The following is a 17,323-nucleotide window of genomic DNA, read 5'->3' as shown; positions in this document are numbered from 1 at the left end:
TTGGCCGGGCACGGCAGAGGCGTGTTCACTGCGCGGCATGACCATGCCACCGTTCCGCCTGAGACGGACCGCCACTGTCATCGCCTCCGCCCTCACCGCCCTCGGTCTCGCGCTGGGGCCTGCCTCCGCCGACACCGTCCCCACCGAGTTCGGTACCGACTGGCACGATCCGGTCACCGCCGCCCCGCCCGTCTCCACGCCTCACACCAAGTCCTGCACGGTCACCGTCGCGCAGGCGCAGTTCAAGGACTTCACGCCGTATTCGGGGACGTATACCCCGCCCAATGACTGTGGTACGCCCGGGAGTTGGTCGAAGGTCGTGCTGCGGATGGACGGGAGTGTGGCCGGGAGGCAGTACGACCGGCTCGGCTATCTGGACATCGGTGGGGTGCAGGTCCTCCGGACCTCGACCCCCGAGCCGTCCCCCCAGGGCATCGACTGGCACGTCGAGAAGGACGTGACCGAGTACTCGAAGACGCTCAGCAGCCCGCAGGCTGTGGACATGCTGATCGGCAACGTTGTCAACGACACGTACACGGGTGTGCTGGACGTGAAAGTGACGCTCACCTTCTACGCGCCCGCGCCCGCGTCCCAGCCCGGCGGCCACCACACCGCCGACACCCCCGACCAGGTCATCCCCCTCAGCGACGGCGACAGCGTCACCAGCGGAGCGAAGCTCACGACCCCGCGCAACTCCGAGCGGATCCTCGCCGAGGTGTACGCCACCGGATCGGGCGGCGGATGCGAGGAGTTCTGGTACACGGCGGTCACCTCGTCGGCGTCGTACTCCTGCAAGGGCGGGGACGACGGGCCGTACCGGGAGGTGCAGGTCAGCATCGACAGGCGGGTCGCCGGGATCGCGTCGCCCTTCCCCAATGTGTGGACCGGGGGTTGGTCGCCGTATCTGTGGTCCGTGATACCGGCACCTCGGGCCTTCGACGTGCGGCCGCTGACGTTCGATCTGACGCCGTTCGCCGGGGAGTTGAACGACGGCAGGGCGCACACCGTGGACGTGTCCGTGGTCGGGGTGCCGGCCGGGCAGACCGGATGGAGTGCGCCGACGAACATCCTGGTGTGGCAGGACGCCCATCGGGCGGTGGTGACGGGGGCCGTGACGGCGTACGCGAGCGACGCCCCGGCCGTCGGCAACACCTACCAGGACGGTTCCCTGCGCACTCTCGTGACCGACGGGAGTCATCGGCTCAAGGTCTCCGGGTACGTCGACACCTCCCACGGGCGGGTCACGACCACCGTCGACCGCAAGCTGACCAGCGGCATCACGCACCAGTGGACTCCCGACGAGAACACCGATGACCTCAGCGGCCGTTGGACCGACGACCAGAAGGTCACCGTCGATGGGCGCACCGCCCGTACCGACCGCACGTACGCCCTCGAAGGCCGCGCCACGGTCGACGCCGACAACCGGCTGCGGGTCGTCATGTCCCTCGGCGATCACGCACGCAACGGCGACGGGCTGCGGCTCGACGACACCTACAACGGCGACGCCACCTTCACGCTGGGCGTGGCCCGCGAGGAGCGGCATGCGGTGGCCACGACGAGCGAGCGGTACCGGCTGCGCGGGGACGGCGTGTGCTACGACCATGCCCTCGCGACCGAGCAGGGCGTGCTGACGAAGGACGTACGCCGCTGCTGACACCCTGGCACCCATGACCACGCTCCCCAGCCTCCTCGCGGTGTTCGCCCACCCGGACGACGAGTCCCTGGTCGCGGGCGGGGTACTCGCCCGGCACTCCGCCTCAGGGGCTCGTACGGCGGTCGTCACGGCGACCTGGGCCGACGGCACCTGGCGGGCGCGGGAGTTGGCGGAGGCGCTGCGGATCCTCGGTGCCGGAGAGCCGCGGATGCTCGGGTACGCCGATGCGGGCGTGCCCGAGTCCGCGCCAGGTGCCGCTCGATTCTGCGATGCGCCGCTGGACGAGGTGGTGGGGCGACTGGTCGCGCATGTACGGGAGTTCAGGCCGGAGGTCGTGGTGACCCATGACGCGTACGGCAATCTGTCCGGGCATCCGGATCATGTGCACGCCCATCGGGTGACCGTGCTTGCGGTGCAGGCGGCGGGGTGGGGGCGGCTGTATCCGGAGGCGGGCGCCCCTTGGCAGCCGAGTGCGCTCTACCTGGCCACCCACCCCGACTCCGCCGCGCAGACACTGGGCGATGTCCTGCTGCGGCCGGGCAGGGAAATGTTCAGCGTCCCGGACGAGTGGGTGTCGGCGGTCGTGGATGTCGGGCCGTGGGTGGAGCAGAAGCTGGCCGCGATCATGGCGCACGGGAGTGAGGTGAGGCGGGGGGCGCTGCCGGGCCGCCTCGCCGCGCTCCCGCCGACGGTACGGGCCAGGGTGATGTCCACCGAGTGGTACATCCGCCATGGCGCTGGGGCGACGGTGGACCCGACAGCGTCCGCCGCCCTGAGATCCGGGGCGGCGGACGCTGTCGCATGGGGGTCGGCCGGGGACAGAGCCTAGGACTCCTTGTGGCCCAGCCGGATGTCGACGCCCTCCCGGCTGCCGTTCAGCGTGACCTGTGTGGCCACCGGCGGGTAGCCGCTGGCGATGACGGTGTACTGCTCGCTGGAGAGGTCGGTGAAGGCGTAGCTGCCGTCGACGCTCGTGGTGCGGGTCCCTACGACGTTGCCGGCGGCGTCGATCAGGGAGACCCGGGCGTCGTCCAGTGCCCGCCCGTCCGGGGTGTGCACCGTGCCTCGCAGGGTCGCCGCGACGGAGAGCTGGATGTCGCAGCGGGCGGGCTCGGCGGTGACGGTGGCTGCCACCGCGGCCGGGCGGTGGCCGGGTGCGCTGACGCTGAGCGTGTAGTCGCCGGGGAGCAGGTCGCCGATGCGGTAGCCGCCGTCCATTGCGGTGGTGGTGGAGGCCGTCACGTCGCCGCGCTGGTCGGTGGCCACCACCAGCGCGCCGGGCAGGACCTCGCCGTCGCCGCCGCGCACCGTGCCGGCCAGGCCGCCCGGGCTGGGCAGGATCACCAGGTCGTGGGAGACGGGTGCGCCGTTCAGGGTCAGCGTGACGACCTGCGGCTGGTAGCCGGGCGCCGAGCCGATGAGGACGAGGCTGCCGCGCTCGGCGGTGTCCACCGCGTATGTGCCGTCCTCGCGGGAGACGGCACGGGCCAGTTGGCGGCCCGACGTGTCCAGCAGGGTGATCGCGGTGCGGGGTACGGGGGCGCCCGTACCGTTGCGCACCTGTCCACGGAGGACGGCCGCGCCCGTACGGACGGCATCCACGGCCCCAGGCACGTCCGGGAGCGTGGCCTCGAACTGCGCCTCTGCCGCCTCCGCGGGCTCGGTCGCCCGCTTCTTCGCACGGAACAGCAGCGCCGTGACGATCGCGGCGAAGGCGAAGAACCCGGCCGACCACCAGTAGGCGACGGCGTAGCTGTGCAGGGCCGCGTTCGCCTTGACCAGCGGGTCGGACAGGTGGTCCTTCGCGTAGTTGGTCGCGGCGGTGGCGGCCAGGGTGTTCAGCAGCGCCGTGCTGATCGAACCACCCACCTGCTGCGTGGTGTTGACGGCGGCCGAGGCCACGCCCTGGTCGCTCGCCTCCACGCCGAGGGTGGCGTAGCTCATCGCCGCGGGCATCGACATGCCGATCCCCGCGCCGAGCAGCAGCAGCGGGCCCAGGACGTGGGCCGCGTAGCTGCTGTCCAGGTCGAGGCGGGTCAGCCAGATCATGCCGCCCAGGGCGATCAGCATGCCGGTCGGTACGACGATCTTGGGGCCGATCTTCGGCACCAGCCAGTTGGTGGAGATCTGCGCCAGCACCATCAGCGCGCCCACCATCGGCAGGAAGGCCACACCGTTCTTGACGGGCGAGTAGCCCAGCGTCGACTGCAGGTAGTAGGTGAGGAAGAGGAAGACGCCGAACATTCCCGCGGACGAGATCAGCATGGTCGACAGGGCGGCGGCGCGGTCGCGGTCGGCCAGGACGCGCAGCGGCAGCACGGGGTGCTTGGCTCGGGCCTGCCAGAGGAAGAACGCCACCAGCAGGACGGCGCCCGCGGCCAGGAAGCCCCAGGTCATCCAGTTGTCCCAGTCGTGCGTCTCCGCGTTGGCGAAGCCGTAGACGATGCCGAACAGCCCGCCGGAGACCAGGAGGACACCGAGGATGTCCAGCTTCGGACGCTCGGCAGGGACGGAGCGGCCGAGGAGGACGATCGCGCCGATCAGCGCCGGAACCGCGATGGCGTCGTTGACGTACAGCGTCCAGCGCCAGTTCAGGTACTCGGTGAGCAGACCGCCGAGGACCAGGCCGACCGCCGCGCCGGAACCGGCGATGGCTCCGAATATCCCGAACGCCCTCGCGCGTTCCTTGGCCTCCGTGAAGGTCGTGGTGAGGAGGGAGAGCGCGGCCGGGGCGAGCAGCGCGCCGAACAGGCCCTGCACCGCGCGCGCGACGACCAGCATGGTGAAGCCGTTGGCCGCGCCGCCGACCGCAGAAGCGGCGGCGAAGCCGACGATGCCGACGATGAACGTCGTCTTGCGGCCGAAGAGGTCGGCGAGCCGGCCGCCGAGCAGCAGCAGACTGCCGAAGGCCAGGGAGTAGGCGGTGACGATCCACTGCCGGCCGTTGTTGTCGAAGCCCAGGTCCTGCTGGGCGGACGGCAGCGCGATGTTCACGATGGTGGCGTCGAGGACGACCATGAGCTGGGCGAGGCCGATCACGGCCAGCGCCCACCAGCGGTGCTTCGACGGTGCCTGGGTGGGGCCGGGCGGCCCGGCCTGGGCGGTGGTGGCGGCGGCCGGGATGACTTCCACGTTGGTGCTCCCCACATCGGTCCGAAACCGTTTCGTACACCGAACCTAGGCGCACAAGGCAGCGAAACGCAAACGTTTCGATGCGATGCCACCGGGTTGTACGAAAGATTCACAAGCGGCGGCTCACCGCTCGTACAGACCCTCGATCTCCGCCTCAAAGTCCCGCATGACCGCCTCCCGCCGCAGCTTCATCGACGGCGTCAGATGACCCGCCTCCTCCGTGAAGTCGCCGGGGACGATGGCGAAGCGGCGGATGGATTCGGGGCGGGAGACCATTTTGTTCGCCTCGTCGACCGCCCGTTGCAGGATCGCCCTCAACTCGTCGTCGTCGACCAGGAGTTCCGCGGGGACGGGGTGTCTGCCGTTCATCCGGCGCCAGTGGGAGACGCCCTCCATGTCGAGGGTGATGAGGGCGGCGATGTACGGGCGGCGGTCGCCCACGACCATGCACTGGGAGACGAGCGGGTGCTGGCGGAGCCAGTTCTCCAGCGGGGCCGGGGCCGTGTTCTTGCCGCCCGCCGTGATCAGGATTTCCTTCTTGCGGCCGGTGATCGTGAGGTAGCCCTCGTCGTCGAGGCGGCCTATGTCGCCCGTCGGGAACCAGCCGTCCGTCGAGGACGGGATCACTCCGCCGCCGTGGGGGTCCCAGTAGCCACGGAAGACCTGGCCGCCGGAGAGCAGGATCTCGCCGTCCGCCGCTATCCGGACCTTGGTGCCGGGCATGGGCCAACCCACCGTTCCCAGACGGGGTTTGAGGGGCGGGGTGACCGTCGCGGCGCCGGTGGATTCCGTCAGGCCGTAGCCCTCGTAGATCTCCATGCCTGCGCCTGCGTAGAACGCCGCCAGCCGCCGGCCCAGCGGTGAGCCGCCGGAGATGATGTGGCGGATGCGGCCGCCCATGGCGTTGCGGATACGGCGGTAGACGAGGGGGTCGTAGAAGGCGCGGGATGTCTTGAGGGCGGCACTCGGGCCGGAGCCGGTGCCGGCATGGCGGGCGGACATCGCCTCGCCGTAGCGGACCGCGACGTTCGCCGCGCGGTCGAAGGCGGAGACCCGGCCGCCGATCTCCGCCTTGGCCCGGGCGTTGTTGTAGACCTTCTCCAGCATGTAGGGGATGCAGAGGAGGAAGGTCGGGCGGAAAGTGCCCAGGTCGGCCAGGAGGTCGTCCGCCTGCAGGCTCGGGGCGTGGCCGAGGCGCACCCGGGCGCGGATGCAGGCGATCGCCACCATGCGGCCGAAGACGTGCGACATGGGGAGGAAGAGGAGGGTGGCCGGGTCCTCCGACTTCGATTTGAAGATGGGGTAGAGGAGTTCGGTCGCGTTGTCGACCTCGGCGAGGAAGTTGCCGTGGGTGAGGACACAGCCCTTCGGGCGGCCGGTCGTGCCCGAGGTGTAGACGACGGTGGCGAGCGTGTCGGGGACCAGCATCCCTCGGCGGATGGCGACTTCCTGGTCGGGGACGCGCTGCCCGAGCTCGGCCAGCCGTTCCAGGTGCCCCTTGTCGACGATCCACATATGGCGCAGGTCGGGCAGGCGGCTGAGTTCCGGGCCGAGGGCCGATGCCTGGGCGGCGGTCTCCGTCACCAGGGCCACCGCGCCGGAGTCCTGCAGGATCCACCGGGCCTGGAAGACCGAGGAGGTCGGGTAGATCGGGACGGTGACCAGGCCGGCGGCCCAGGCGGCGAAGTCGAGGAGCGTCCACTCGTAGATCGTCCGCGCCATGACAGCGATACGGTCGCCTGCCACCAGCCCCTCGGCGATCAGGCCCTTGGCAAGGGCGAGGACCTGGTCCGCGAACTCGGCCGCCGTCACATCCGCCCAATCCCCGTCCTGCGTACGGCGGCTGAGGACGCGTGCGTCGGGTGCCTTGTCCGCGTTGTCGAACGGCAGGTCCGCAAGGGAACCGTGGGTGGACGGCGGGACGAGCGGCGGTACCGACGCCTCGCGTACCTCCCCGTCCAGCCGCCGGATCTCGGGCTCCACCAGTTGGGGAACGCCGTCGTAGTCGGACGCGGACGGATAGGGCACGGGCACGGACATGGCAGCTCCTGGGGCGTGCAGCTCGGTTCCGCTCTGCTGTTGAGGTACGTGCAGGGCGTACCGAGACGTTCACCAGCGGTGTGCGGCTGGGGGGTTACCGCGGGTTAGAACGGCGATCGTACGGTGTCGGCGTGGGGAGTTCGTGCGGGCACTCCGTGGGTTTTGCGGTGGGGTTGTGCCGGGGGCTGCCGTCTTTCGTCTGCGGCTTCGTCGTGGCTTGTCGCGCAGTTCCCCGCGCCCCTAAAGCGGCGCGCCCGTGCCGTAGGGGTTGTAGAGCTGCTCGATTTGCTCGGCGAATTCCTCTGCGATCTGATCCCGTTTCAGCTTCATCGACGGGGTCAAGTGGCCCGCCTCCTCCGTGAAGTCGACGGGGAGGATGGTGAAGCGGCGTATGGACTCGGGGCGGGAGACCAGTTTGTTCGCCTCGTTCACTGCTCGTTGCAGGAGCTGTCTCAACTCGTCGTCGTCCAGGAGGAGTCCCGCCGGGACGGGGTACTTGCCGTGCATTCGGCGCCAGTGGCTGACGCCCTCCATGTCGAGGGTGATGAGGGCGGCGACGTAGGGGCGGGCGTCTCCGACGACCATGACCTGGGAGATCAGGGGGTGGGCGCGCAGCCAGTTCTCCAGCGGAGCGGGGGCGACGCTCTTGCCGCCCGCGGTGATCAGCATCTCCTTCTTCCGGCCCGTGATGTGGAGGTAGCCCTCCTCGTCGAGCCGGCCGATGTCGCCGGTGGCGAGCCAGCCGTCGACGGTCGCCGGGACGACGCCGCCCGCGTGCGGGTCCCAGTAGCCGCGCAGGACGTGGTCGCCGCCCAGCAGGATCTCGCCGTCGGCGGCGATACGGACCTTCGTGCCGGGCAGCGGCCAACCCACGGTGCCCAGACGGGGTTTGAGGGGAGGGGTCACGGTGGCCGCGCCGGTCGTCTCCGTCAGGCCGTAGCCCTCGTAGATCTCGATGCCCGCGCCTGCGTAGAACGCGGCCAGGCGCCGGCCCAGCGGGGAGCCGCCGCAGATCATGTAGCGGACCCTGCCGCCCATGGCGTTGCGGATACGGCGGTAGACCAGGGGGTCGTAGAAGGTGCGGGCCGCCTTCAGCGCGGCGTTCGGGCCGGGGCCGGTGCCGGCGTGGCGGGCCTCCGTCGCCTCCCCGTAGCGGCGGGCCACGCCCGCCGCGCGGTCGAAGGACGTGACCCGGCCGCCGGTCTCGGCCTTGGCGCGGGCCACGTTGAACACCTTCTCCAGCATGTACGGGATGGCGACGAGACAGGTCGGCCGAAAGCTCGCCAGGTCGGGCAGCAGTTCCTCCGACTTCAGGCTCGGCGCGTGGCCCAGCCGTACCCGGGCCCGTATGCAGGCGACCGCCACCATGCGGCCGAAGATGTGCGACATGGGGAGGAAGTGCAGGATGGACGCCTCTTCGCTGGTCCGCGAGCGGAACACCGGGTAGAGGAGATCGATCGCGTTGTCGACCTCGGCGAAGAAATTGCCGTGCGTGATCGCGCAGCCCTTGGGGCGGCCGGTGGTGCCCGAGGTGTAGACGACGGTGGCGAGCGTCTCGGGGCTCAACATGCCTCGGCGTACGGCGACTTCCGCGTCCGGCACGTGCGCACCGCGCTCCGCGAGCCGCTCCACGTGGCCCTTCTCGATGACCCACAGGTGCCGCAGGTCCGGCACCCGGTCGAGTTCCGGGCCGAGGGCCGACGCCTGGGCGGCGGTCTCCGTGACCAGGGCCACCGCGCCGGAGTCCTGGAGGATCCACCGGGTCTGGAAGGCCGAGGAGGTCGGGTAGATCGGGACGGTGACCAGGCCGGCGGCCCACGCGGCGAAGTCGAGGAGCGTCCATTCGTAGATCGTCCGCGCCATGACAGCGATACGGTCGCCTGCCACCAGCCCCTCGGCGATCAGGCCCTTGGCCACCGCCAGCACCTCGTCGGCGAACTGGACCGCCGTCACGTCCGTCCACCGGCCCGACTCGGTCCGGCGGCTGAGGACCTTGTCGGCGGGGGCGCTGCGCGCGTTCTCGAAGGGCAGGTCGGCGAGCGAGCCGTAGGTCACCGGCGGGACGAAGGGCGGCACGGAGACCTCGCGCACCTCCCCGTCCAGCCGCCGGATCACGGGCTCCACAAGAACCGGTGTGCCGTCGTACGTCGTGGAGTGTACAGCGGCGGTGGCGGACTGCTGCGAGGTGGACACGGGCGACTCCAGAGGCTCAACGGAGTTGCCCTGCGGGGGAGTTGCCGCAGGTCAGGGGAGGGAGATCGTACGGCTCGCGAGTGATGAGTCCGTGAGGGTTCGACGGTCGTCCGGCGGCGGGGATGCGTCGGGGATGTGCAAGCTCGTCGCTTTTCCTGCCTAAAAGACCCGACCGGGCGGCATGGTGAACGTTTTTCATCTTCTGGCCCCACCTTCACCCTGCCTTACCTCGGGTAACCTGACTCTGGAGTAAGAAGTACATCCGCGTGACGAAGTGTGGGGAGTTGCGATGTCCGTGGTTCTGCCCAGTACCCCCGCACTCGCGCCTCTGCTCGCCCGCGGCGCCCTGCTGTCCCCCTTCAAGCGCCCGCGTCCGGACGCCGACTTCCCCCGCGACCGGCTCGTCCTGCCCGCCCTGCGCATCGATCTGGCCCGCCTGGCGGCGTACGAGCGGGTGTGCGGCTTTGCGACCGGCGCCGACGCGCTGCCGCCGACCTATCCGCATGTCCTGGGCTTCCCGCTGGCCATGCGGCTGATGAGCGACCGGGGTTTCCCGCTGCCCCTGCTCGGTCTCGTCCACACGTCGATCGAGATCACTCAGCGGCGGGCGCCGGCGGCGACCGGGGAGTACGAACTCGCCGTGTACGTGGGCGGGTTGGAGCCGCATCGACGCGGCACCGAGGCCTCCGTGATCACGGAGATGCGGGAGGGCGGGGAGGTCGTCTGGGAGTCGCGGAGCACGTATCTGGCGCGGCACCGGACGCAGCACCCCGTTGAGACGCCCAGGGACGACCGGAAGCCCCTGCCCGCCGTCGCCGAGTGGCGGCTGGCCGCCGATGTCGGGCGGCGGTACGGCGCCGCCTCCGGCGACCGCAACCCCATCCACCTGCACCCGCTCACCGCCCGCCTCTTCGGGTTCCCTCGCGCCATCGCGCACGGCATGTGGACGGTGGCCCGCTGCCTCGCCGCGCACGGGGTGCCCGCACGCGCCCGGGTGGAGGCGCAGTTCAGGGCGCCGGTGCTACTGCCGGGGACGGTGACGTATGCGGCGGACGGAGGGCGGTTCGAGCTGCGCAGCGGGGAGCGCGTGCATGTGAGCGGTGTCGTGGGACACCCTGTACTCGACTGAGTCCGCGGAGGCGCGCGTCGGCCCATGGGTTCACCGGCCGGCCGTGAACATCAGGCGAATACTCGGCGACGCGCTCCCGTCGGGGCATCGCGAACTCCCAGGAAAAATCGGGTAGTTAAGGAATTCCTCACAGTAGCCCCCAAGCTTGCCCAAGGTTCCTTCAAGGGATCGCTCATGCCCTCCTCAGGCATGGTTCCTAGCCTCGGCCCACCCCCCTCCTTCTGATCCACTGCACGAAGGGCGCCGAGCCATGCCTCCCAGACGTATCGCCGTACTCGCGGACTCGGACACCCGTTGGAAGTGGGGTGCGTCGGTGGCACGGCAGATCGCCCCCGGGCACGCGCTCGACGCCTGCTTCCTGCGGGGCCGGTCCACTCCGACCGAGCGGCAGCTCGCCGAGGTCGGGATCGTGCCCGACTCGCAGCGCGTGCTGTCGGCCGCCGAACTGGTCGACGACGAGGAGCTGGCGAGCGCCGACATCGTCGTCCTGGCCGTCCTCGGCGGTACGGTCCTGGCGCTCACGCACAGCCTGGGGCTGGCGTGGGAGGGCCGCGAGCACCGGCCGGTCACGGTCAGCGGGTACGTCGGGGTCGTCTACGAGAAGATGGTCGACGGGCTGATGACCCGCGCGGGCACGGACCTCGTGCTCGCCAACTCCGCCTACGACGCTGGGCGTTTCCGCTCCGTCTTCGAGAACGTCGGCATCGATCCGGAGTCGGTGGTGGAGTGCGCGCTGCCGTTCCTGGGCGGCGATCCCTACCGGCCCTCCGGCGAGCGGCCGTTCACCGTCACCTTCGCCGTCCAGCCGTCCGTGCCGAAGGAACGGCAGGGCCGGCTGCGGCTGTTGGAGCGCGCGGCCGGGCATGCGCTGCGGTACCCCGAGCGGCAGGTGCTGATCAAGCTGCGCAGTCTGCCCGGCGAGCAGACCACGCATGTGGAGTCCGACCCGTACCAGCTGCTCGTCGAGGAGCTCGCCGAGCCCGCCCCGCCCAACCTTCAGCTCGTCTACGGCAACATGGGCGAGGTCCTCGACCGCACCGACCTGCTCGTCACCGTCAGCTCGACGGCCGCCCTGGAGTCGATGCACCGGCGCATCCCCACGGCGATCCTCACCGATGTCGGCGTCCGCGAGGCACACGGCAACCACTACTTCGTACGGTCCGGCTGCCTCGCCTCCTGGGACGACATCGACGCGGGCGCACTGCCGCAGCCGGATCCCGCATGGGCGGCGGCGCAGGGCATCGGCAGGACCGACCCGTACGCCGCGGCCCGCACCCGCATCGCCGCGCTGCGCGCCGCGGGCCCGCTGCCGCCGCTGCGGCCGTACTACTCCCCGGGGACCGCCGGCATCTACCTCACCGGCATCCTCCGCAACAACGGCTTCGACGAGAAGGGCCGCCCGCTGCCCGCGCCCCTGGGCCTCGGCGGCGCGCGAGGGGCCGGGAAGGTCGTACGACGGGTCGCGGGACGCGGCGCGCGGAAGCTGTACCGGATGGGCCACCAGCGGGTGGCGCCGGCACTGCGTCGTTGGGGGGCGGTATGAGCGTCCTCGCGCTCGTCGAGTCCCCCGCACAGCTGCTCCACCTGCTGGAGTGGGCGCTCGGGGAGCGCGACGGGGTGGCGGAGCCGGGGCGCTGCGAGGTCGCGGTGCTGCTGCCGCGGGACGTGGGCAGCCGGCGTCAGCTGCGGGCCATGGCCGGGCTCACGCGGGAGGAGGGGCTGCGGGTCGGGCTGTACGACATCCGCCGGGGCCCGGCCCGGTTCGCGTACGCGCTCACCGCGCTCGCACCGAAGCTGGCCGCGGCGGACACGCTGGTGGCGGGCGACCCGTTCTCGGGGCTGGTCCGGCGGCTGCTGTCGCTGTTCCGGGCCCGGAACCTCGTCCTGCTCGACGACCGCACCGCCGCTCTGGAGCAGTCCCGCGAACTCCTCGCCGGCCGCCCCCTGATCCGCCGGCCGGCACCACGCGAGGGACGGGGCCTTGAGGTCTTCTCCTGCCTGACGGCGGACCTGCGCCTGCCGCCCGGCACCGTCACGTCCGCCAACTCCTACACCTGGGCACGGCAGCGCTTCGGTCCGCCCGAGGTGCACTTCGGCAGCACCGACATGATCGGCACGTCGCTCGCGGAGCGGGGACTGATCGACGCCGGGCGGTACGTGGAGGAGGTCTCGTCCCTCGCCCACCGGTGGAACGCCGAGCGCTACTACGCCCACCACCGCGAGGACCCCGGGAAACTGCGGCTCCTTGCGGAGTACGGCGAGCTGGAGATCGTACGCCCCGAACTTCCCCTGGAGCTGGAACTGTTGCGCGGCCCGGTCGCCGGCACCCTGCTGAGCCTGTCGTCGACGGTGCCGCGCACGCTGCCGCGGCTGCTGGCCGGCACGGGGGTGGAGATCAGGGCCTGCGCCCTGGCTACGGGCTCGCCGGGAGCTCCGGTTCCGCTGTGACCGGCGGGGACCACGGCCGCCCCTCCATGAGGTTGCCGAGCCCCGCCCAGGCGAAGTTCATCAGCGTGGCCGCCGCCTGCCGGGCCGCTGTGCCCGGGGTGGCATTCGCCCAGGCGGCGAGGGACTCGGCGGCGCCGACCAGGGCCTCGGCGAGCCCGGCGACCTCACGCTCGGGCAGATCGGGGTTGCGGTGGGCCTCCCTCGCCGCGACCACGATCAGCTGCGTCACAAACGCGACGATCTCCTCGCGCATCGCGGTGACCTCGGCGGCGAACGGCTCGCGCGTACGGGCCTGGAGGTGCAGCACCGCCCAGCCGTCCGGGTTCTGCGCGGTGTGCGTGAAGAACGCCCCGAGCCCTTCCCAGAGTTGGCGGTCGGCGGGCAGCTCGGGCCGCACACCGCTGCGGACCGCCTCGACGAGCGCCTTCGCCTCGCGGCGGATGCAGGCGGTGAACAGGTCTTCCTTCGAGTTCAGATACAGATAGACCAACGGCTTGGACACGCCCGCCAGTTCGGCGATCTCGTCCATCGACGCGGCCATGTACCCACGCTGACCGAAGGTCCGCACGGCGGCGTCCATCATCTGCTGCTCACGGACCGCCCGCGGCATCCGCTTGGTCTTCACGGCACCCATGCGGCAAGAGTAATTGGGAGCGGGCGCCCGCAACCCCCCTACGAAGCCTGCGGTGCCTGCCCCTGCGCGCGGCTCGCGTCGTCCGCCTCGTCCTCCTGGGCGGCGTTCGCGTCGAAGTTGGCCTTCATCCGGTCGACCCGCTCGACGACCTTCACGGAGGCGCGGTCGCGCTCCTTGCGCAGGACGACGTAGCTGATCGGGGCGGAGATCACCAGCGACAGCAGGACGAGCCACATGAAGTTGGAGGCGCCGTAGCCGCGCGGGACGATGCCGGAGTAGACGAGGCCCCAGACGACCACGAAGCAGCCCGCGAAGATCCCGAGGCGCATCAGCGTGTAGCGGAGCATCTCAATCCACTCTTCCGTAACGAACAGTCCCGTCCAGTGAAGCACGCGCCGCACCAGATCTTGGAGGGGGGTACGTGGCTCACGTCAGCGGCAGCAGCATGAAGATGTCGTCCCGGTCGTCCCCGGGCGCGACGCGGATCGCGCCGGGCACCCGCCCGACCTCCTTGTAGCCGCAGGAGCCGTAGAAGTGCTCCAGCCCGATCCCGCCCCGGCAGGTGAGCCGGATCGCCTCGATGCCGTCGAGGGTGCGGGCCGACTCCTCGGCGGCGGCCAGGAGGTCCCGCCCGTAACCCCTGCCCTGGTGGCGGGGGTGCACCATGACCGTGTACAGCCACAGCCAGTGCCGCATCAGCCGGTGCATGTTGAAGGTGAGGAACGCGGTCGCGGCCACCGCGCCCTCCTCGTCCCGGCCGACCAGCAGCCGCGTGCGGCCCTCCGCCATGGCGACGAAGTGCTTCACGAGCTCCGGCCGTATGTCGTCGACCGCGACCGGCGGCACGAAGCCGACCGAGCCGCCCGCGTTCGAGACGTCCGCCCACAGCGTGAGGACGCCCTCACGCAGGGCAGGCGTTATCGCGGGGTCCAGTTCGAAGGTCAGTGACATGGCGCCGTACTCACACCCGCATCGCCTGCGGCGACTCCCGGCGCGCCGGGTCGGGGCCCTCGTACTCCCTGATGATCTCGTACCGAGTGTTCCGCTCCACCGGACGGAACCCGGCGTCCCGGATGAGGTCCAGCAGGTCCTCGCGGGTCAGCTTGTTCGGGGTGCCGTAGTTGTCGGCGTCGTGGGTGATCTTGTACTCGACGACCGAGCCGTCCATGTCGTCCGCGCCGTGCTGGAGGGCGAGCTGCGCGGTCTGGACGCCGTGCATGACCCAGAAGACCTTGACGTGCGGGACGTTGTCGAAGAGGAGGCGGGAGACGGCGAAGGTCTTGAGGGCCTCGGCGCCCGTGGCCATCTGGGTGCGGGCCTGCAGCCGGTTGCGTACCTTGCCGTCCTTCATGTCGACGAAGTCGTGCTGGTAGCGCAGGGGGATGAAGACCTGGAAGCCGTTCGTCTCGTCCTGCAGCTCACGGAGCCTGAGGACGTGGTCGACGCGGTGCCTCGGCTCCTCGATGTGGCCGTAGAGCATGGTGCACGGGGTCTTCAGACCCTTCTCGTGCGCCAGGCGGTGGATGCGCGACCAGTCCTCCCAGTGGGTGCGGTGGTCGACGATGTGCTGGCGGACCTCCCAGTCGAAGATCTCCGCGCCGCCGCCGGTCAGGGATTCGAGCCCCGCGTCGATGAGCTCGTCGAGGATCTCGGACGCGGACAGTCCGCTGATCGTCTCGAAGTGGTGGATCTCCGTGGCCGTGAAGGCCTTCAGCGAGACGTTCGGGAGAGCCGCCTTCAGCTCCCGCAGGGAACGCGGGTAGTAGCGCCACGGCAGATTGGGGTGCAGCCCGTTGACGATGTGCAGCTCGGTGAGGTTCTCGCCCTCCATCGCCTTGGCGAGCTTCACCGCCTCCTCGATGCGCATCGTGTACGCGTCCTTCTCGCCCGGCTTGCGCTGGAAGGAGCAGTAGGCGCAGGACGCCGTGCACACGTTGGTCATGTTGAGGTGCCGGTTGACGTTGAAATGAACCACGTCACCGTTCTTGCGCGTCCGCACCTCGTGGGCGAGGCCGCCCAGCCACGCCAGGTCGTCCGACTCGTACAGCGCGATGCCGTCCTCGCGGGTCAGCCGTTCACCGGCCCTGACCTTCTCCTCCAGCTCGCGCTTGAGCCCGACGTCCATGCCACAACCTTTCTACGACGACCTGTCCAACCGTACGTCTACGCCTCTTCGGGCAGTTCCCCGACCCGGTTCTCCCACTTCGTGGAGAGCACGATCGTGGTACGGGTGCGGGAGACGCCCTTGGTGCCGCTGAGCCGCCGGATGATCCTCTCCAGTCCGTCGACGTCGTTCGCCCGGACCTTGAGCATGTACGAGTCGTCGCCGGCGATGAACCAGCAGTCCTCGATCTCGGAGAGGTCCCTCATACGCCCGGCCACGTCCTCGTGGTCGGCGGCGTCGGACAGCGAGATGCCGATGAGGGCGGTGACGCCGAGGCCGAGCGAGGCCGCGTCGACGGTGGCGCGGTAGCCGGTGATGACGCCGGCCGACTCCAGCCGGTTGATGCGGTCGGTGACGCTGGGTCCCGACAGGCCGACGAGGCGTCCCAGCTCCGCGTAGGAGGCCCGGCCGTTCTCCCTCAGGGCCTGGATGAGCTGCCTGTCCACCGCGTCCATGCGATTCGATGCCTTCCGCTGAAGAGTTCCCGAAGTGATGCGAAGTGATGCGAAGTACTGCTGGTACTGCGACTTGCTGAGATGACGGTCAGTCGGTGCGGGTTCCGCCGCCGAGTTCGCCCTCCCAGCGGCGGTAGAGCCGGTGCCCGACACCCGCCGCGTCCAGCACCCGCCCGGCGACGAAGTCCACCAGGTCCTGGATGTGGGTCGCGCCCGCGTAGAAGGCGGGCGAGGCGGGGACCACGGCGGCGCCCAGGTCGTCCAGGGTCACCAGATGACGCAGGGTCTGGCCGCTCAGGGGGGTCTCCCGTACGGCCACCACGAGCGGGCGGCGCTCCTTGAGCGTGACACTCGCCGCCCGTTGCAGCAGGTCCTTCGACAGGCCGAGCGCGACCCCCGCCACGCACGCCGTCGAGGCCGGCACGATCAGCATGCCCTTCGTGCGGTACGAACCCGAGGACGGCCCCGCGGCCAGGTCACCCGCGGCCCAGTACCGCACCCGGTCGAGGGCGGTGTCGAAGACGCCCGGCTTCCCGTCGGCCCCGAGCGAGAGCCATTCCCGCAGGTCGTCCTGCCAGTGCGCGTCCCGGAAGGAGATCCCCGTCTCGTCGAGCAGCGTCAGTCGGGAGGCCCGCGACACCACGAGGTCCACGCTCTCGCCGGCGTCGAGAAGTGCGCGCAGCACCGACGCGGCATATGGCGTGCCGGAGGCGCCGGAGACCCCTACGATCCAAGGCGTACGCAGCGTCTCTCCTGGCTTGACTGGGTTCACGACACCGAGCCTAGCTGGCGTCGCGGGGTGGGAACCGGTCGAGGGGGCTCGGGCGTTCACTGGGAGGGGACGAGTGAGCAGTGGGGGTTGCCATGCCGAGCAGCGAGCTTGAGTGGTCGCGCGGGGATCGTGCGAAGACGGCGGCCAAGCTGATGGTGGGCTGGGTCGCGCTGCTGTGGCTGCTGGAAGTGGTCGACGTGATCAGCGGCCATGCGCTGGACGGGCTGGGCATCACACCGCGCACGCCTTCCGAACTGGTCGATGTCGTCCCGGCCGCTTTCATCCACTTCGGCTTCGCCCATGTGGCCGCCAACAGCGTGCCGCTGCTGGTCATGGGGTTCCTGGCGGCGCTGGGCGGGATACGCCGGTTCGCCGTGCTGTGCCTGGTCATCATCGTGGCCGACGGTCTGGGTGTGTGGCTCGTGGCCCCGGCGCACAGCAACACGGCGGGCGCCTCCGGCCTGATCTTCGGCCTCTTCGGCTTTCTGCTGGTCAGCGGGTTCGTGGAGCGCCGCCCGCTCGGCGTTCTGGTCGGCCTGCTGATCGGTGCGGTCTGGGGCGGCTCGATCCTGATCGGCCTCGCGCCCACGCAGTCGGGCGTCAGCTGGCAGGCCCATCTGTTCGGCCTGGTGACGGGCGTGGCGGCGGCGTTCTGGTTCCGGCGCCGGACGGCCGCCACACCTGAGGCGCTCATACGCTGAG

General features: G+C 70.6%; 15 protein-coding genes. 6 read left to right on the top strand and 9 right to left on the bottom strand.

Annotated elements, in window-relative coordinates; translation table 11 throughout:
- Positions 1 to 37 precede the first annotated feature (37 nt).
- Positions 38 to 1,654, top strand: a complete 1,617-nt coding sequence (locus P2Q00_RS46570) for a peptide-N4-asparagine amidase (RefSeq protein ID WP_275780954.1) — start codon at positions 38 to 40, stop codon at positions 1,652 to 1,654.
- Between the two features lie 13 nt (positions 1,655 to 1,667).
- Positions 1,668 to 2,483: a PIG-L family deacetylase gene (locus tag P2Q00_RS46565; protein WP_275780953.1), complete on the top strand. Its 816-nt coding sequence runs from the start codon at positions 1,668 to 1,670 to the stop codon at positions 2,481 to 2,483.
- Here the strand turns inward: P2Q00_RS46565 and P2Q00_RS46560 are convergent.
- The 3 genes from P2Q00_RS46560 to P2Q00_RS46550 all read right to left on the bottom strand — a co-directional run bounded on the left by P2Q00_RS46560 (position 2,480) and on the right by P2Q00_RS46550 (position 9,019).
- Complete coding sequence (locus P2Q00_RS46560) at positions 2,480 to 4,786, bottom strand: MFS transporter (RefSeq protein ID WP_275780952.1); 2,307 nt, start codon at positions 4,784 to 4,786, stop codon at positions 2,480 to 2,482. The genes P2Q00_RS46565 and P2Q00_RS46560 overlap by 4 nt on opposite strands.
- Before the next feature lie 123 nt (positions 4,787 to 4,909).
- Positions 4,910 to 6,826, bottom strand: coding sequence for an AMP-dependent synthetase/ligase (locus P2Q00_RS46555; protein ID WP_275780951.1), 1,917 nt, complete (start codon positions 6,824 to 6,826; stop codon positions 4,910 to 4,912).
- Positions 6,827 to 7,066: 240 nt separating this feature from the next.
- Positions 7,067 to 9,019: an AMP-dependent synthetase/ligase gene (locus P2Q00_RS46550; RefSeq protein ID WP_275780950.1), complete on the bottom strand. Its 1,953-nt coding sequence runs from the start codon at positions 9,017 to 9,019 to the stop codon at positions 7,067 to 7,069.
- A 289-nt stretch (positions 9,020 to 9,308) separates the two neighbouring features.
- Between P2Q00_RS46550 and P2Q00_RS46545 the strand changes: the two genes are divergently transcribed.
- The 3 genes from P2Q00_RS46545 (at position 9,309) to P2Q00_RS46535 (ending at position 12,596) form a co-directional block, all read left to right on the top strand.
- Positions 9,309 to 10,148: a MaoC family dehydratase gene (locus P2Q00_RS46545; protein ID WP_275780949.1), complete on the top strand. Its 840-nt coding sequence runs from the start codon at positions 9,309 to 9,311 to the stop codon at positions 10,146 to 10,148.
- A 250-nt stretch (positions 10,149 to 10,398) separates the two neighbouring features.
- Positions 10,399 to 11,691, top strand: coding sequence for a DUF6716 putative glycosyltransferase (locus P2Q00_RS46540; protein WP_275780948.1), 1,293 nt, complete (start codon positions 10,399 to 10,401; stop codon positions 11,689 to 11,691).
- Positions 11,688 to 12,596 (top strand): hypothetical protein, encoded by a 909-nt coding sequence (locus P2Q00_RS46535; protein ID WP_275780947.1) that lies wholly within the window; start codon positions 11,688 to 11,690, stop codon positions 12,594 to 12,596. Before P2Q00_RS46540 ends, P2Q00_RS46535 begins: the two co-directional genes overlap by 4 nt.
- Here the strand turns inward: P2Q00_RS46535 and P2Q00_RS46530 are convergent.
- The 6 genes from P2Q00_RS46530 to P2Q00_RS46505 form a co-directional block, all read right to left on the bottom strand.
- Positions 12,562 to 13,230: a TetR/AcrR family transcriptional regulator gene (locus P2Q00_RS46530; protein ID WP_275780946.1), complete on the bottom strand. Its 669-nt coding sequence runs from the start codon at positions 13,228 to 13,230 to the stop codon at positions 12,562 to 12,564. The two genes, P2Q00_RS46535 and P2Q00_RS46530, sit on opposite strands and share 35 nt — an antisense overlap.
- A gap of 38 nt (positions 13,231 to 13,268) precedes the next feature.
- Positions 13,269 to 13,577 (bottom strand): DUF4229 domain-containing protein, encoded by a 309-nt coding sequence (locus tag P2Q00_RS46525; protein ID WP_275780945.1) that lies wholly within the window; start codon positions 13,575 to 13,577, stop codon positions 13,269 to 13,271.
- Positions 13,578 to 13,656: 79 nt separating this feature from the next.
- Positions 13,657 to 14,181 (bottom strand): GNAT family N-acetyltransferase, encoded by a 525-nt coding sequence (locus P2Q00_RS46520; RefSeq protein ID WP_275780943.1) that lies wholly within the window; start codon positions 14,179 to 14,181, stop codon positions 13,657 to 13,659.
- A 10-nt stretch (positions 14,182 to 14,191) separates the two neighbouring features.
- On the bottom strand, positions 14,192 to 15,355 hold the full coding sequence (gene mqnE, locus P2Q00_RS46515) for an aminofutalosine synthase MqnE (RefSeq protein ID WP_275780942.1): 1,164 nt from the start codon (positions 15,353 to 15,355) through the stop codon (positions 14,192 to 14,194).
- Between the two features lie 38 nt (positions 15,356 to 15,393).
- A complete protein-coding gene (locus P2Q00_RS46510) occupies positions 15,394 to 15,849 on the bottom strand; it encodes an Lrp/AsnC family transcriptional regulator (protein WP_275780941.1) in 456 nt (151 codons plus the stop codon).
- Positions 15,850 to 15,937: 88 nt separating this feature from the next.
- On the bottom strand, positions 15,938 to 16,621 hold the full coding sequence (locus P2Q00_RS46505; protein WP_275780940.1) for a UbiX family flavin prenyltransferase: 684 nt from the start codon (positions 16,619 to 16,621) through the stop codon (positions 15,938 to 15,940).
- A gap of 92 nt (positions 16,622 to 16,713) precedes the next feature.
- On the opposite strand from P2Q00_RS46505, the gene P2Q00_RS46500 reads away from it, so the two are divergent.
- A complete protein-coding gene (locus tag P2Q00_RS46500; RefSeq protein ID WP_275780939.1) occupies positions 16,714 to 17,322 on the top strand; it encodes a rhomboid family intramembrane serine protease in 609 nt (202 codons plus the stop codon).
- Position 17,323: the final 1 nt, after the last annotated feature.

The organism is Streptomyces coacervatus (assembly GCF_029223485.1).
Classification (GTDB): domain Bacteria; phylum Actinomycetota; class Actinomycetes; order Streptomycetales; family Streptomycetaceae; genus Streptomyces; species Streptomyces coacervatus.
The sequence above is the reverse complement of the archived record's forward strand: the minus strand, read 5'-3'. Positions and strand labels throughout refer to the sequence as shown.

Bases quoted from the DNA above. Each gene is read 5' to 3' on its own strand.
- P2Q00_RS46530 (WP_275780946.1), bottom strand. From the start codon at position 13,230: ATGGGTGCCGTGAAGACCAAGCGGATGCCGCGGGCGGTCCGTGAGCAG.
- P2Q00_RS46545 (WP_275780949.1), top strand. From the start codon at position 9,309: ATGTCCGTGGTTCTGCCCAGTACCCCCGCACTCGCGCCTCTGCTCGCC.
- P2Q00_RS46540 (WP_275780948.1), top strand. From the start codon at position 10,399: ATGCCTCCCAGACGTATCGCCGTACTCGCGGACTCGGACACCCGTTGG.
- P2Q00_RS46570 (WP_275780954.1), top strand. From the start codon at position 38: ATGACCATGCCACCGTTCCGCCTGAGACGGACCGCCACTGTCATCGCC.
- P2Q00_RS46510 (WP_275780941.1), bottom strand. From the start codon at position 15,849: ATGGACGCGGTGGACAGGCAGCTCATCCAGGCCCTGAGGGAGAACGGC.
- P2Q00_RS46520 (WP_275780943.1), bottom strand. From the start codon at position 14,181: ATGTCACTGACCTTCGAACTGGACCCCGCGATAACGCCTGCCCTGCGT.
- mqnE (WP_275780942.1), bottom strand. From the start codon at position 15,355: ATGGACGTCGGGCTCAAGCGCGAGCTGGAGGAGAAGGTCAGGGCCGGT.
- P2Q00_RS46565 (WP_275780953.1), top strand. From the start codon at position 1,668: ATGACCACGCTCCCCAGCCTCCTCGCGGTGTTCGCCCACCCGGACGAC.
- P2Q00_RS46525 (WP_275780945.1), bottom strand. From the start codon at position 13,577: ATGCTCCGCTACACGCTGATGCGCCTCGGGATCTTCGCGGGCTGCTTC.
- P2Q00_RS46500 (WP_275780939.1), top strand. From the start codon at position 16,714: ATGCCGAGCAGCGAGCTTGAGTGGTCGCGCGGGGATCGTGCGAAGACG.
- P2Q00_RS46555 (WP_275780951.1), bottom strand. From the start codon at position 6,826: ATGTCCGTGCCCGTGCCCTATCCGTCCGCGTCCGACTACGACGGCGTT.
- P2Q00_RS46535 (WP_275780947.1), top strand. From the start codon at position 11,688: ATGAGCGTCCTCGCGCTCGTCGAGTCCCCCGCACAGCTGCTCCACCTG.